Genomic DNA, 14,178 nt, shown 5'->3' with positions numbered 1-14,178 from the left:
CATCGATAAATAAACCTTTTCAGTAACCGGATTTATGGAAATTACAGATAAACACATTGAACAATTCCTGGCAGCTGCACATCAAACCGGCGAACGGCGGTTGACCCGTTGCAGCAGTGGTAATCTATCCTGGCGTATCGGCGAATTCGCCCTGATCTCGGCAACAGGCTCCTGGCTTCCCGAACTGCAAGCCGGCCAAATCTCCATTTGCCGGGTCGCGACCGGTGAAATCACAAACGGTATCCACCCTTCTATGGAAAGCGGCTTTCATTTACAAATCCTGCAAAACCGCTCTGATGTAAATGTCGTATTGCATTGTCAAAGTATTTATGCCACGACGATTGCCTGCATGAAAAAGAAACCCGATAATTTCAATGTCAGTATAGAAATCCCCTGTTATTGCGGGAGAGAAATAGCCATCGTCCCCTACTATCGTCCCGGTTCGGCCGAATTAGCGAAGGCTGTCAGCGAAGCCCTGCTCAATCACGATGCTGCACTTCTGGAAAAACACGGACAAGTATACGCCGGAAAAGATTTGAAAAGTACGATTGAAAAAGCTGAATTTCTGGAAATGGCCTGTGAAATCATGATCCATAGCGGCATGAATTACAACCCGCTCACTTTGCCGGAAATCGAAGAACTGGAGCAATACCTCCGCGGCAAACACCGATAAAAAAACCCGGAACCGAGACTGGTTCCGGGCGATAAATCACTTCGTATCCATTATTCCTCACTACCGGTTTCCTGATTGTCTTCTGTTCTTTCAGGCCGTGATTCACGACGTTCGGGACGTTCACGTCTTTCGCCACGATCGTGTCTTTCCGGACGTTCCCGTCTTTCACCCCGGTCATTTCTATCACCACGCGGACGCTCTGATCTTTCCTGATAACCTTCCGGTTTCGGCAGCAATGCCTTGTGTGACAAACGTAATTTTCCGGTTTTAGGATCCACTTCCAGTAATTTCACCTGAATATGATCGCCTTCTTTCAATACATCCTCTACTTTCTCGATCCGTTTGTAATCAATTTCAGAGACATGCAACAAACCGTCTTTTCCCGGCAGGATTTCAATAAAAGCACCGAAAGGCATAATCGATTTTACAATACCGTCGTACACCTCACCAACTTCCGGTTTAGCGACGATAGCCCGAATCCGTGCCAGCGCCTTATCGATCGATTCCTTATTGGTAGCCGAAACGTCGACAATACCTTTATTACCAACTTCTTCAATATTGATGGTAGCACCTGATTTTTCCTGAATATCCTGGATAATCTTTCCTCCGGGACCAATCAGCGCACCGATCTGATCTTTGTCGATAGTAACGGTAACAATACGGGGAGCGTGCGGTTTCAGGTCTTCACGCGGAGCCGGCATGGTTTCGGTGATGATATCCATGATATGCATCCGTCCTCGTTTCGCTTGTTCCAAAGCCTGTTCCATAATTTCATAAGAAAGTCCGTCTACCTTGATATCCATCTGGGTAGCGGTAATACCGTCACGGGTTCCTGTTACTTTGAAGTCCATATCGCCCAGGTGATCCTCGTCGCCCAGGATATCGGACAATACAGCATATTTAGCACACCCTTTATCGGTAATCAATCCCATAGCGATACCTGTCACCGGTTTTTTCATCGGTACACCGGCATCCATCAAAGCCAGCGTTCCGGCACATACGGTAGCCATGGAAGACGAACCGTTGGATTCCAGAATATCGGATACCACGCGGACCGTATAAGGGAAATCTTCCGGAATCATCCGTTTCAATGCCCGTAAAGCCAGGTTCCCGTGACCGATCTCACGACGTCCTACTCCCCGTGAAGCTTTAGCCTCTCCGGTTGAGAACGGCGGGAAATTATAGTGCAATAAAAATCTTTCTTTTCCCTGAATAGTAGCCTCATCGATAATTTTCTCATCCAGTTTCGTTCCCAGGGTAACAGACGACAAAGACTGTGTCTCACCGCGGGTAAAGATCGAAGATCCGTGAGGTCCGGGCAGATAACCTACTTCACACCAGATCGGCCGGATCTGTTCGGTAGTACGTCCATCCAGACGTACCCCTTCGTCCAAAATCATCCGGCGCATCGCTTCTTTTTCCACATCGTGGTAATAACGTCCCACCAACATGGCTTTTTCGATCTGCTCTTCTTCAGGCAGAGAAGCCAGGTATTCGGCCCGTACATTGTCCAACAATTCGCCACGCAGGTGTTTGTTTGCATTACACTGCCGTGCCACATCATAGGCTTTTTGGTAACACTTGTCCCAAATATCCTTACGCAGTTCCTCATCGTTCACTTCGTGACAATACGTCCGTTTCTCTTTTCCGACAGCAGCAGCCAGTTCTTGCTGAGCTACACACTGTTCTTTAATAGCTGCATGTGCAAACTTGATGGCGTCCAGCATTTCTTTTTCAGAAACTTCGTTCATCTCGCCCTCTACCATCATAATATTTTCATAGGTAGCTCCGACCATGATATCCAGATCGGCCTCTTTCAGAGCGGAAGCCGTCGGATTGATCACAAATTCTCCCTGGATACGGGCAACCCGTACCTCGGAGATCGGACCATGGAAAGGGATATCGCTGACAGCCAAAGCTGCCGATGCAGCGAGTCCGGCCAATGCATCCGGCATCGATTCTTCATCGGCCGAATACAGGGTCACCTGTACAAAAGTCTCTGCATGATAATCGTCCGGGAACAGAGGACGCAATGCCCGGTCGACTAAACGGGATACCAATATTTCGTAATCCGAAGATTTTCCTTCTCTCCGTGTAAAACCTCCCGGGAAACGTCCGACAGAGGCGAATTTTTCTTTATAATCTACAGACAAGGGCATAAAATCTACATCAGGACCTGCATCCTGAGCAGAAACCACAGTCGCGAGCAACATCGTATTGCCCATTTTCAGCATCACAGCACCATCTGCCTGTTTTGCCAATTTGCCGGTTTCCAGCGTAATTACTCTTCCGTCAGCCAGAGTAATGTTCTTTTCAATAACGTTCATAATAACTTAACGGTTAAAAATAAAATGTTTTAACGGAATTCTTTTTCGGAGGGAGGAGGGAGGATAGAAACAAGCCCGGTTGTCGCCGGGCTTGGGAAAACGTATTTTTATTTACGTATATTCAAAGCTTTAATGATAGCACGATATCTTTCAATGTCGCGGTCTTTCAAATAGTCAAGCAATGCCCGGCGTTTTCCAACTAATTTGATCAATGCTTTCTGAGTACCGAAATCTTTGTGATTGGCTTTCAGATGCTCGGTCAAATGATTGATACGGTAGGAAAATAAAGCTATCTGAGATTCCGCAGAACCCGTATCTTTATTAGACTTCCCGTATTGAGAAAAAAGTTCTTCTTTTTTTTCTGCTGATAAATACATGGTTTTTAATTCTTTAAATGATTAATATCGTTAAAACGCCGCAAAGATAGGCTTTATTCCCGGAATTACAAAGAAATGCGACAGTAATTCGTAATAAAAATATAGGTGTTTAGATCATAGAAAGGAATTCTCAAAACGGGGTTGGTACAACTTGAAAATTATTTTTACATTTGTAGGTTTTTATAGCCTATAGGGAAAATCTTCCCTATTTATTGTGTATGAAATTTAGAAGATGATATAAAATTACGACGGATGAAAAGATTTATTTTTTTGTTGGTGGCCCTAATGCCTGTTTTGGTTTTTGCTCAGAAAGCTAAAATCGATTTTACAACAACCTCTCACAATTTCGGTACGATCAATGAAAATGCCGGTAAAGCGACTTTTGATTTTTCATTTAAAAACACAGGAAATGTTCCTTTGATCCTGACCAACGTACGGGCCGGATGTGGTTGTACAACACCGGTATGGAGCAGAGAACCGGTAGCTCCCGGTCAAACAGGCAGCATCAAAGTGGCTTTCGATCCACGCAACCGTCCGGGTGCTTTCGTTAAAAGCATTACAGTCAATTCCAATGCTTCCAATTCGGTCGTATCGTTAACGATACGGGGTAATGTCACCCGGAAACCGTTAGGCCCGTACGATCAGTATAAATTCAATATAGGGGCATTAAAATTAACGAGCAACACGATCAATCTGGGGGCGATCAATAACAACCAGGTACTGGAACGGAAGATAGAGATGATCAATAGTGAAAATAAACCCGCCCGACTTCAGGTAATCAGTGAACATCCCCATCTGACAGTAAGTGTCAGTCCTACGACCCTGACTAAAGATCAAAAAGCCACGATTTCGATCAAATACGATGCCACCAAGAAGAACGACTGGGGATTTGTTACCGATAAAATTCAACTGCAGGTAAACGATAAAACAACCGGAGACATTACCGTTGCAGCAACGATCAGCGAAGATTTCTCCCACTATAACGGTGATTTTGAAAAGGCTCCTGCAATTTCTTTATCGGAAACGGAATACACCCTGAACGATCTGGATAAAAACAGTACCTACACCCATGAATTCACCATTCAAAACATCGGAAAATCGGAACTGGTCATTCGTAAAATAAAAACTTCAGATTCCAATCTTTCGGTCACAGCTTCCAGAGATACGGTCAAACCAGGAAAAAAAATCAAAGTTAATCTGAGTGTAAAAACCGGAAATGCCCAAAAATTAATTAAAATCATCCAGTTCACGACCAACGATCCTCACAATCCGATTATGACTTATAAATTGATCGGTAATCTGAAATAAGAATACTAAAAATCCGAAGTCATGAAATATTTTATTTCACTTATATCCGCTTTATTATTCACGTTTACCGTATTTGCCCAGGGAGTTCTTGAAATAAAGCAATCCCGGCAAACTTTAAAAAACCTTCTGGCAGACGATCAGCCGATGACAGTGGTTTATACGGCTCAAAACACAGGTACTCAACCGGTCATCATTACCCGCGTCACTCCCATGACCAGTTTACTGAAAGCCGATTGGCCCAAAAGTCCGCTTCTCCCCGGTAAAAGTTGTGATATAAAAATCACGTTTATTCCGATGCAATTACTGGAAAATTTCAACATGCGGATTCTGGTTTATTCCAATGCAAATCCAGCACGTAAAGAATTGATTCTGACAGGAAATCTGGTCGATAATCCTTCCAAACCGGAATTATTGTATAAATATAATATGAATGGTTTGAAATTCAAAAACAACAATATCAACTTCAAGAAAGTATATACCTGGCAAGTCGCTACAGATACGCTGGAATATTACAATACCCTCAAAGACGCTGTCAGCTTAGGAGTCATTTATAAATCCAACCATTTGCAGGCCACTTTCGAACCCGCACAAGTAGCTCCGGGCAAAAAAGGAAAGATTATCGTCACTTTCGATGCTCCCAAAGCCAATGACTACGGTTATGTTTACGAAAGCCTCATCTTGTCCGTCAACGGTTCTAAAGAATATAGCAACCGTTTATCCGTTACCGCGGAACTTAGTGAAGATTTCAGTAAACTGAGCCCAAAAGACAAAGCCAATGCGCCGATAGCACAATTCGATAAAAAAGAATGTAATTTCGGAGAAATCAAACAGGGAGAAAAAACCAGTTGTGATTTTACTTTAACGAATGCAGGGAAAAGTATCCTGTTCATCCGGAAAACGAAAGCCAGCTGTGGGTGTACTGCCGTTACCCTGGGACAAAAAGAAATTCAGCCCGGCCAATCGACAACCATCCGGGCCACTTTCGACTCTACCGGCAAATCCGGACGTCAGTATAAATCGATCACAGTCATCACCAACGATCCCTCTCAACCGGAAAACACCTTGACAATAAGCGGAAACGTTAAATAAAGAATAAAATGCACAAAATGGTTTATCCGGAAAATTTCGAAAGCAAGATTAAGTTTGATAAGATCAGGCAATTCGTTCAAAAAAACTGTCTGAGCGATATGGGCAGAGATTTGGTAGAAGCGATGAAATTTTCTACTGAACCGACAGAAATCCGGGAACGCCTGGAAGAGACGCAGGAATTTATGTCTATTCTGGAAGAAGAAGACCAATTTCCCGGTGATCATTTCAGCGACGCCCGTCCCTTTTTGAACAAAGTACGGGTGGAAGGCTTATTTCTGGAAGTGGCTGAAATGGTCGCTCTCAAGCAATCGCTGGAATCCCTGACGGCTATAGTCCGTTTTTTCCACGGCAAAGACGAACGGTATCCGCGTTTAACGGCCCAGGCCGGAGATATCCAATTATTTCCTTATATTCTGCAACGCCTCGATTCCATCGTATCCCGCCATGGGAGCATAAAAGACACGGCTTCCCCTGAATTGGGAGATATCCGCCATCGTCTTCAACGAAAACAAAACGGTATCTCCCGGCGTATGCAGGCTTTATTACAACAGGCTCAGACAGAAGGGTGGGCAGAAAAAGACACTTCCATCGCTATCCGGGACGGTCGTATGGTCATCCCCGTGCCTTCTGCCTATAAACGAAAAATAAACGGTATCGTCCACGACGAATCGGCTACGGGTAAAACCTCTTATATCGAACCGGCCGAGATCGTCGAAACCAACAATGAAATCCGGGAACTGGAATTGGAAGAGAAACGGGAGATCACCCGGATCCTCCGTCGGTTTGCCGAAGACCTGCGTCCCTACGTCGATGATTTGATTCCGGCCTACGATTTTCTGGCTTACATCGATTTTGTCCGGGCTAAAGCAGCTTTTTCACTCTATATCGAAGCAACCGTACCGGCTTTCAGCGAACGTCCGGAAATGTTCTGGTACAGCGCCCGGCATCCTCTTTTATGGCTCAGCCTGAAAAATAGCGATAAAAATATCGTCCCGCTAAAAATAGAGATTGATGAAACCCAACGGATTATCCTGATATCGGGTCCCAATGCAGGTGGAAAATCCGTATGCCTGCAAACCGCCGGTTTATTGCAATATATGTTTCAATGTGGCCTGCCGGTACCGGTCAGTGAAGCAAGCCGGTTCGGTATTTTCAAAAAAATACTCATCGACATGGGTGACGAGCAATCCATTGAAAACGATCTGAGTACCTATAGCTCACACCTCATCAACATGAAAAACTTTCTCCGCTACGGAGATGAAAATACCCTGATCCTGATCGATGAATTCGGCACCGGTACAGAACCCATGCTGGGAGGGGCTATAGCCGAAGCAATCCTGAAAACCCTCAATCAAAAACAGGTGAAAGGGGTAATCACGACCCACTACACCAACCTGAAACATTTTGCAGCGGAAACTACCGGTATTGAAAATGGAGCCATGCTTTACGACAGTCACCGGATGTTGCCTTTATTCGAATTATGCATCGGAAAACCGGGTTCTTCTTTTGCCTTCGAAATTGCCAAAAAGATTGGCCTTCCTAAAGAAATACTGGAAGATGCCGCCTCGAAAATCGGTGAAGATCATATCAATTATGACAAACATCTGAAAGACATCGCCCGGGACAAACGCTATTGGGAGGAGAAACGCAGACGCATTCACGAAAATGAGAAACGACTCGATGAAGTAGTCGAAAAATATCGTCAGGAATTGACCGAAGCTTCCCGTTTACGCAAAGAAATCATCAAAGAAGCCCAACAAAAAGCTCAGGAAATCATCCATTCGGCCAATAAAACCATCGAACAGACTATCCGGGATATCCGCGAAAATCAAGCAGAAAAAGAAAAGACCAAAGAAATCCGGCAAAAAATGGAGGCCGAAAAAGAACGGTTACTCTCCGAACAAGCCAGCGCTGAAGAAGAACGGATTCGGAAAAAAATGGAAAAACTGCAAAACCGGGAAAAAAATAAAAAGACCAAAAATAAAGCCTCCGCTTCAACTCCGGCTTCCGAGGGCACCACAACCGAACTCCCTTTACAGAAAGGGGATTTTGTCAGTCTGCCCAACAAAGCCATCGGAGAAATTCTTGAAATCAACGACAAAACTGCGGTTATCGCTTTAGGGAATCTGAGAACGACGGCTAAACTTTCCCAACTGAAAAGAGCATCGGCCAGTCAGGCCAAGAAAGTGGCCCGTACCCAGCCCCAAGCCTCGTATGCCAATATCCGGGAAAATATCAGCCAAAAACGTTTCGATTTCAAACCCGATATCGATCTCCGGGGAATGCGCGGAGAAGAAGCCTTGCAAAAAGTGATCACCTTCCTCGACGAAGCCGTTATGCTCAATTACAAAGAAGTAAGGCTACTACACGGCACCGGGACAGGAGCTTTGCGGCAACTGATCCGTCAATATCTCAGCACCAACCCGCTCGTCGCTTCCTTCGGAGATGAACAAATACAACTGGGAGGCGCCGGAATTACAGTCGTAAAATTAGATATATAATATTGGCATTTAATACATGTTTACTCTAAATGTAGGATTATTCTGTTACCTATTCGTCTGCGGTGTTCGTGTTTGGGAACCCGGTCGCTTCTGTCGGTCGTCTAGCCCTTTCTTTCACTGACCGGCGGAACTCCTCACTTCGTTCGTCAGACACCACCGGTCGGGCGTTCAGAAAAAGCAAGACGACACTCGCCAGAGTTCCAATGGTCCCCGAACACGAACACCTTCGACTGACGTTATCACTTCATGGTAAACTAATCAGGACCTGAAAACCATAAAGTTCAAATAACAGAGCTTTTCAAACCTTAAACCAGAATACTATCTATAAATCAATATTTTGTAAAAGTTTATTCCTATAAAGGAGTCAGATATTCCCACTCCGATAGGCTGCCCCGGAATTTAATTGTAAAAACTTCCTTATATTTTCTTTGCCCGGTAGTGCTAACGATAGATGCAGGGTTTTATGTCTGAAGACCATTGGAGCAGTGAACGAGAGTCCGGTTAGGTTTTCCGAACGCCCGACCGGTGGTGTTTGACGAACGAAGTGAGGAGTTCCGCCGGTCAGTGAAGGGAAACCTTAGCGGACCGGTCCAGGCGAACCGGTCTGAGGACATAAAATCCGGAATCGGAATAGAAAGAAAAAATAATTCTACGTTTATAAACGTAAATATGTATATCACTGGCATAATATTTTTAAATTGTCATCGGTTTCTATTCTGTCGCTTTCAAATCCACTTTTAGGCCCCTACGCTCTCTCAAAGTTTGCAATATCTGTTCTTTCACTCTGTCGATCCGATCTTTCTTTACAGACAAATCAACACCGGTATATTGTTTCTGTTTTTCCGCTTCATCCCATCTTTTCCTTTTGGAAAAAACTTCATAATAACCTTCAAAAAACTCTAAAAATAAGTCAATAAAACAGATAGTTGATGAAATACCGTTATATTTGAAACAGAATAAGACATTATTTATGGAAATCGTTATTATTTTAGGATTAATTTTTTTTAACGGCATTTTATCCATGTCGGAAATTGCCATGGTATCTGCCCGTAAAAGTCGTTTAGAAACAGCAGCTAAAAAAGGAAGTAAAACTGCAAAAACCGCCCTGCGTCTGGCCAATGAGCCGGATCGTTTTTTATCCACGATACAAATCGGGATCACCCTGATCGGTATTCTGACCGGTTTATATTCGGGAGAAGCTTTAGCCGGGGATCTGGCCCGTTGGCTGGAAACGATCGGTATCCCCCAGGCCCATAGCCTCACTTTAGCGAAAGGAATCATCGTTATATTAGTCACCTATCTGACTTTAATATTGGGAGAATTGGTACCGAAACACCTGGGTATGAATGCACCGGAAAAAATCGCCCGGTTGATCGCCCGGCCCATGGAAGTGCTGTCCAAAATCGCCTCTCCTTTCGTCTGGTTGCTTTCAGCCAGCACCCAAGCAGTTATCCGGCTCACCGGTCTTCATACCTCTACAGAAAATAAAGTGACCGAAGAAGAAATTAAAGCAATCATTCAGGAAGGTACTGAAGACGGTGAAATCCAGGAAGTAGAACAAGACATTGTAGAAAAAGTTTTCAACCTGGGCGACCGTAAAATCGGTTCTATCATGACCCATCGCAGTGACCTCATTTGGCTGGAAATCGGCGAATCCGCCGAATCGATCCGGAATAAAGTGAAGGAGAACGTGTATACCGTGTATCCGGTAGCCCACGATGAACTGGACCACATCGAAGGAGTGGTGTACCTGAAAGACCTTTTCAGCCATTTGGACGAACCGGATTTCAAGCTGGCCGATATTTTACGTCCGGCTCAGTTTTTCCCGGAAAACCAAAGCGTGTACAATACGCTGGGACATCTGAAATCCGATCACATCAAATACGGATTGGTAACCGACGAATTCGGTAGTATCCAGGGAATCGTTACTTTAAAAGATATCGTAGACGTGTTGCTGGGAGAAATCACCGAAAGCCACGACGAACCTGAAATCATCCGCCGCGACGACGGTTCGCTATTGGTCGACGGCCAATGCTCGTTCTACGAATTTTTGGAATACATCGATATGGAATGCCTGTATCCCGAATACGACTATAACACCATCAGCGGCCTGATCCTGCATCTACTGGAACACATCCCCCATACCGGCGAGAAAATCTCCTGGCACGAGCTGGAATTCGAGATTGTCGACATGGACGGAGCCCGTATCGATAAAATATTAGTATACAGCAAGCAATAAGGTTGTCCCGAAGCAACTTCGGGACAACCTCTTACCGACCTAATACTTCCAGGTCATAGACACGATTTTTCCCGCTATGTGCTCTTTTTTCCGGATAAAAGTCAGGGTATTGTCCAGATTTACCTCAAATTCGAAGACGCTTCCTTCACGCTCCTGCCCAGGCAAACTGACTCCGACAAACAGTTTTACCGCCGATAATACGGTCTCTCCCGGATATTGGGAACTTTCTCCATATTGAGGGACCAAATACAGGGCCGTAATTTCAGCTCCACTTCCAAACTCATTATAACAAGATACAGACCTTCCATTACCGGTATCATAACAATACAGCTCGTTGCCCACACCATAAAATATCGCTGAAGTGGTAAAAGAAACGGCAAAAGGCATATCTTCCTGTACCGCAAAACCGATTTTCTCTTTCTTCAAGGGTTTAAATCCGGACGGGGACATCAACACTTCGACAAAGTAATGGTCAGAAGTAGTCTTTTCCTTAAAAACACAATAATAGTGTGGATAATCCGTTCCGGCAAATCCACGGTCGGCATATACCAGATACAGATCGCGGAAATACCCTTCCGGCACTTCCACTACGCTGAACGAATTGGGCGGCCAACTTGTTTTCTGCAAAAACTGACTATGCTCGTTATCATAGAAGATATACTGCATCATCCCCATAAAAGTATACTCGCTCAACCGATAGTCCTGATCTACCGCATAGGCAGGCTGATACCAACCGACATAAGTCGACCGCTCATGAAGCTGTCCGTTGTTAATGATAAAATCATTGTATAAGTCTCCAAAAGCTGTCTCGTCATAATTAAAATAATTGGAATATCCGTATCCGTCGGGGTGTAATGGGTCGGGAGTCTGATAAAACAGTTCCGCATAATCCTTGAATTTCGTAAAATCTACCGGATTCAAAGCGCATCCGCCTTGTTCGTCATGACACATTACCGTCACAAAAGCCGGAATCGAATATCCTTTAAACATATAACATACCCGATAAGGGTTCCTCCCCAGATGTAAACCCGGGTTCACTTTCTCGTATACATCCTGTACCACTTCTCCCGATCGTTCCCAATAAGCCAGATTCGCATATCCGTTCAAATCACTTAAAACCAGTAATCCCTGTCCCAGTTGACTTTCTACCACCAATTTAAAAGGAACTTTGGTAAATATACCTGTCGATTTCTGAATCACTACAAAATAAGCTTCATATGTATCGGGATACAGATTTACGGGTGTCTGTATATTCAATTCTTGAGACAGGGTATCTATTTTTCCATTTCCCCGGTCGACATACCACAAATATTCCAAATCGTCAGCCGACACAGGCATCGTTTGGTTTATAACAGGCGACATACCCAAAATGGAGAATTGTGTCACCGTCTTGGTAGCCGCAATCCCGGTTACAGAGATTTCGTTGATGTTCCGATAAGTGTAATTTCCTTTGTCTTCCTGACAGGAAGTCAGAGTCAACAACAACAGTCCGATATAAATGATTGATTTCATCGCTTCAGATTTTAATTGATTTACCATGGTTCTATCACCTGATTATGCTCATCCAGTACAGGATAATTCTTAATAAAAAAATTCTTCAACTCCTGTCCCACTCCATAATACCAGAAATTGAAATCATTGTTCAGTTCATCCACCGAGGGGAGATCTTTTCCGGCAATCTGAATCAGACGCTTATGTTTCACCCGGCTCCACTCTCCGAATATCCAATCCTGCCAGGATTCCGGTTTTTCCAGCTGATTGGAAAACAGAATCTTCACAATCTGCCTCTCTTTGTCGCCTAATTCGAAATCGGCACTTTCAACCAGCTTCAAAGCCAATACAAAACTTTTAGACTGTAAATCAGCATCCTGATTGTAAAGTGTCACCGGAAAAACCGCTTCATAAGCATGAGCCGGAAAGATTGCTTCAGAGGGCAAAGAATAATGCTTCTCCGGTACAGCTGTCGTCAAATCATCGACTACTTCAACCCGAAAACGACGTTCATATTCGGTTGCTAAACCGGAACATTTCACCGGAACGTTCACGACAACCTTATCCTCAAAGGAATAAATAAACGAATACAGGATCTCATCAACTTCTTTCTTCTCATCGATATAAAAATACACAGAACCGATAGGATCCTCGAAGTCCTGTAATTTGTCCTCCCGACAAGCAGCAAATACCGGTATCAGGACCAACAGCGTATATAATTTCTTTTTCATAAGCCACTGAATTTAAATAATATTACCGAATTCTTTCTCCATATCCGGGACAGGAACCTGATACACCGGATCGCCGGTCTCCCGGATTTCTACTCCGTTCACCCCCGTAAACGAAGTCATCCCTTTTCTTTTCATGTAAAAGAACAACTGTCCCTCTCCCAAAAAATCTTTCGCATATTCTTTATAAATCTCATTTTCCAAATCGATCTGAGGATCCCGGGAGTCCAATATCGGGATAAACCGATGTCTTCTGACCTCATTCAGATATCCGAAACGGGTTTCAGGCTCTTCAGCACATTCTGCAGCGATATAATACACCTCACTCAAACGAATCAACGGCAAAAGCGAACCCGTGAAATATTTATTCAGAAACACTTCGTTTTCATTTTCCCGGCTTCCGAATTGGTTCTTTTTCCTTAAATCGGTAGATCCCAAAGAAGCGACCTCGAACAAGGTTTCTACTCCCGCCGAGGAGATTTTCAATTTCGTACTTCCGGCATTTTCAGAAAACCATTTTTCCGTTTGTTTTTTCAACAAGGTATTTTTCAGATAAATCCCTGAAATAATTTCTGAATAACACAGCGTGACTCCCATCGCATTCATTTCTTCCTGGGTCGTAAAATGGTAATCGGCCCCGATCACCTTTGTTGCATATTCCAACGCTTTCGATTTATCGCCTTTATAGAGATAAGCCCTGGCCAATAAAGCCGACACCCCATAATAATTCAACCGGTACTCCCGGTTTTGCCTGAAACCATTGGCTGTCATAAAATCAAATTCTCCATCTGGAATCCCTGTAAAATAAGGATCATTTACTTTCAACAAGTCAAAAGCCCTTTCCAGATCACCGATAATCCGCTCTAATGTTTTTTCTACGGTCAATTGAGGAAAAGGAACTGTAACCACAGCATCGACATAAGGAATAGCCGGTTTACTCATTCCTCCGGCCGGTGACGGACCGAACAAGCGCAGCAGATCTAAATGTAACATCGCCCGCAAAGCCCGGGCTTCAGCCTCTACAATCTCATAATTTCCTTCCGGGAAAAGCCCCCGGTTTCCTTCAAGATGTTTCAGTATATTATTACAATTCGCAATCTGAGTATAAGCTTTTTCCCAAAGAGGTTCGAACAAAGTTTTACAATTGTTCCAATCATAACTGACCGCATACAAATAGGCCGATCCTCCTCCCGTCGTATTCGAAATCGAATAAGTCTGTGCCAACACATCGACTAATCCGAACTGTAACTCCCCACCATACAATTCCGGATCACTTAAATTCAGGTATACCCCCATCAAAGCATTATAGAACCCCTGATCTGTCGAAAAGAGTTCCTTTTGTTTGACTTCCGTCTGCGGATTCACATCAAACCAACGATCACAGGCTGTCAGGCAAATCAAAGCCAATATATTCCATATCCATATTCTACCTTTCATCTTATCCT

Annotated in this window: 11 protein-coding genes; 5 read left to right on the top strand and 6 right to left on the bottom strand. The window is 44.0% G+C overall.

Annotated features, from left to right (window positions below; translation table 11 throughout):
• The first annotated feature begins 34 nt into the window (after nucleotides 1-34).
• On the top strand, nucleotides 35-673 hold the full coding sequence (locus AC5RDS_RS14825; RefSeq protein ID WP_087381925.1) for a class II aldolase/adducin family protein: 639 nt from the start codon (nucleotides 35-37) through the stop codon (nucleotides 671-673).
• Nucleotides 674-723: 50 nt separating this feature from the next.
• On the opposite strand, the gene pnp is transcribed toward AC5RDS_RS14825, so the two are convergent.
• Both pnp and rpsO read right to left on the bottom strand, forming a co-directional pair.
• Nucleotides 724-3,003 (bottom strand): polyribonucleotide nucleotidyltransferase, encoded by a 2,280-nt coding sequence (pnp, locus tag AC5RDS_RS14820; RefSeq protein ID WP_046402906.1) that lies wholly within the window; start codon nucleotides 3,001-3,003, stop codon nucleotides 724-726.
• Nucleotides 3,004-3,107: 104 nt separating this feature from the next.
• Nucleotides 3,108-3,377, bottom strand: coding sequence for a 30S ribosomal protein S15 (gene rpsO, locus AC5RDS_RS14815; protein WP_013610609.1), 270 nt, complete (start codon nucleotides 3,375-3,377; stop codon nucleotides 3,108-3,110).
• A 252-nt stretch (nucleotides 3,378-3,629) separates the two neighbouring features.
• Between rpsO and AC5RDS_RS14810 the strand changes: the two genes are divergently transcribed.
• Genes AC5RDS_RS14810 through AC5RDS_RS14800 form a run of 3 tightly spaced genes read left to right on the top strand, consistent with a single transcriptional unit; the run spans nucleotide 3,630 to nucleotide 8,275 of the window.
• Nucleotides 3,630-4,685 carry a DUF1573 domain-containing protein gene (locus AC5RDS_RS14810; RefSeq protein WP_494222389.1) on the top strand — a complete coding sequence of 352 codons (1,056 nt, stop codon included), beginning with the start codon at nucleotides 3,630-3,632 and terminating at the stop codon, nucleotides 4,683-4,685.
• A 21-nt stretch (nucleotides 4,686-4,706) separates the two neighbouring features.
• A complete protein-coding gene (locus AC5RDS_RS14805; protein ID WP_022160676.1) occupies nucleotides 4,707-5,774 on the top strand; it encodes a DUF1573 domain-containing protein in 1,068 nt (355 codons plus the stop codon).
• 17 nt (nucleotides 5,775-5,791) lie between these two features.
• Nucleotides 5,792-8,275 carry an endonuclease MutS2 gene (locus tag AC5RDS_RS14800; protein ID WP_013610606.1) on the top strand — a complete coding sequence of 828 codons (2,484 nt, stop codon included), beginning with the start codon at nucleotides 5,792-5,794 and terminating at the stop codon, nucleotides 8,273-8,275.
• 711 nt (nucleotides 8,276-8,986) lie between these two features.
• Here AC5RDS_RS14800 and AC5RDS_RS14795 read toward each other — a convergent pair.
• Entirely contained in the window at nucleotides 8,987-9,313 is a 327-nt protein-coding gene (locus tag AC5RDS_RS14795) for a hypothetical protein (RefSeq protein WP_181990674.1), read from the bottom strand.
• On the opposite strand from AC5RDS_RS14795, the gene AC5RDS_RS14790 reads away from it, so the two are divergent.
• Complete coding sequence (locus AC5RDS_RS14790) at nucleotides 9,246-10,514, top strand: hemolysin family protein (RefSeq protein ID WP_172720206.1); 1,269 nt, start codon at nucleotides 9,246-9,248, stop codon at nucleotides 10,512-10,514. The two genes, AC5RDS_RS14795 and AC5RDS_RS14790, sit on opposite strands and share 68 nt — an antisense overlap.
• 39 nt (nucleotides 10,515-10,553) lie before the next feature.
• Here AC5RDS_RS14790 and AC5RDS_RS14785 read toward each other — a convergent pair whose 3' ends face one another.
• The 3 genes from AC5RDS_RS14785 to AC5RDS_RS14775 are packed head-to-tail and all read right to left on the bottom strand — an operon-like array spanning nucleotide 10,554 to nucleotide 14,170.
• Nucleotides 10,554-12,026: a PKD-like family lipoprotein gene (locus AC5RDS_RS14785; protein ID WP_022160036.1), complete on the bottom strand. Its 1,473-nt coding sequence runs from the start codon at nucleotides 12,024-12,026 to the stop codon at nucleotides 10,554-10,556.
• Nucleotides 12,027-12,046: 20 nt separating this feature from the next.
• Entirely contained in the window at nucleotides 12,047-12,736 is a 690-nt protein-coding gene (locus AC5RDS_RS14780) for a DUF4843 domain-containing protein (protein WP_022160035.1), read from the bottom strand.
• Between the two features lie 12 nt (nucleotides 12,737-12,748).
• Nucleotides 12,749-14,170 (bottom strand): RagB/SusD family nutrient uptake outer membrane protein, encoded by a 1,422-nt coding sequence (locus tag AC5RDS_RS14775; protein WP_022160034.1) that lies wholly within the window; start codon nucleotides 14,168-14,170, stop codon nucleotides 12,749-12,751.
• Nucleotides 14,171-14,178 lie beyond the last annotated feature (8 nt).

It is taken from the genome of Odoribacter sp. (assembly GCF_985060555.1).
Note: the sequence above shows the minus strand (reverse complement) of the source record. Positions and strands in the feature narration are given on the sequence as shown.